This window comes from Paraburkholderia elongata, from assembly GCF_013177735.1.
GTDB classification, from domain to species: Bacteria; Pseudomonadota; Gammaproteobacteria; order Burkholderiales; family Burkholderiaceae; genus Paraburkholderia; species Paraburkholderia elongata.
Window position 1 is genome coordinate 1 of record NZ_WOEZ01000240.1, and the last position, 1131, is coordinate 1131.

The 1131-nt window shown below is 55.2% G+C and carries 1 protein-coding gene; it reads left to right on the plus strand.

What is annotated here, in order from left to right:
* The first annotated feature begins 20 nt into the window (after positions 1-20).
* On the plus strand, positions 21-740 hold the full coding sequence (locus GNZ13_RS41490; RefSeq protein WP_172176097.1) for an IS6 family transposase: 720 nt from the start codon (positions 21-23) through the stop codon (positions 738-740).
* The last annotated feature ends 391 nt before the right edge of the window (positions 741-1131 follow it).

The following is a 1131-nucleotide window of genomic DNA, read 5'->3' on the forward strand; positions in this document are numbered from 1 at the left end:
TAACAAACTGGTGGCAGGCGATGAGCAAGCGGAAAGATCTGGAGGGGTTGTTCGATGGGTGGCATTTTGATCGGGAGATCATCATTCTATGCGTGCGCTGGTACCTTCGCTACAAGCTCAGCCTGCGCGATCTGGTCGAGATGATGGCCGAACGGGGTTTGTCGCTGGTGCATACCACGATCATGCGTTGCGTGAAGCGTTTTACGCCGGAGTTTGTCAAGCGCTGGAATCGCTTGGGCGTGCCCACAGGGCGGTCATGGCATGTTGACGAAACCTACCTGAAGATTCGTGGCAAATGGGTTTATCTGTACCGGACGGTGGATCGGGCCGGCCAGACGGTGGACTTCATGCTCAGGGCAAAGCGCGACGTGAGCGCGGCCAAAGCCTTTTTCAGAAAGGCGATCAAACATCAGGGCCAGCCGCGCGAGACGATCACGCTCGATGGGTATGCCGCCGCGCACCGGGCGATGCGTGAGATGAAGGCCGATGGTCTGCTGCCTGAGTGCACGAAGGTCCGGTCCTCGAAGTATCTGAACAATCTGATCGAGCAGGACCATCGAAACATCAAGTCCAGAACGAACGTGATGCTCGGCTTCAAACGATTCAGGAGCGCCGCGACCACGATTTCAGGCATCGAGTTGATGCATCGCATTCGCAAGGGGCAGTTCAATCTCTCCATTCCCGGGCTCAAAGATACCGCTGCGCCCGCCGTCTGGAATGCTGTCCTGTTCGATCAATAAGGTATCCATACCTATAGGAAACGTCTCGGCCAGTTCACCTATTTGCACCAAAGCCGGCACGGTCGTATCTCGGGACATCCCTTGCTCTGAAACGATACGACCCGCGAGTTCGGGCGCCAGGGACGTGGGGCACCACTATAATCAAGAAGCACGGGGGCGCTCCCCCTTGATGGGAGGCTATTTTCCCTCGTGTGTCTGCCGTGCCCAGTTGTGGGTCAATTTTTTGTACGGAGGTATTCCATGGCCACGTACGTCATCCTTAGCCCTACGTTTGAACACCTGAAACACTGCTGAGCAAGAAGTGGCGCGCCTTTGCGCCATTTTTTGTGTCTTAAATGTTCCCATGTAAATGATGCATTTTCGACGAGATTTCATCTTGATTTACTGGGCG

What these genes read in the sequence shown, in the direction of transcription:
- GNZ13_RS41490 (WP_172176097.1), top strand. Translation starts at nt 21, where the DNA reads ATGAGCAAGCGGAAAGATCTGGAGGGGTTGTTCGATGGGTGGCATTTT.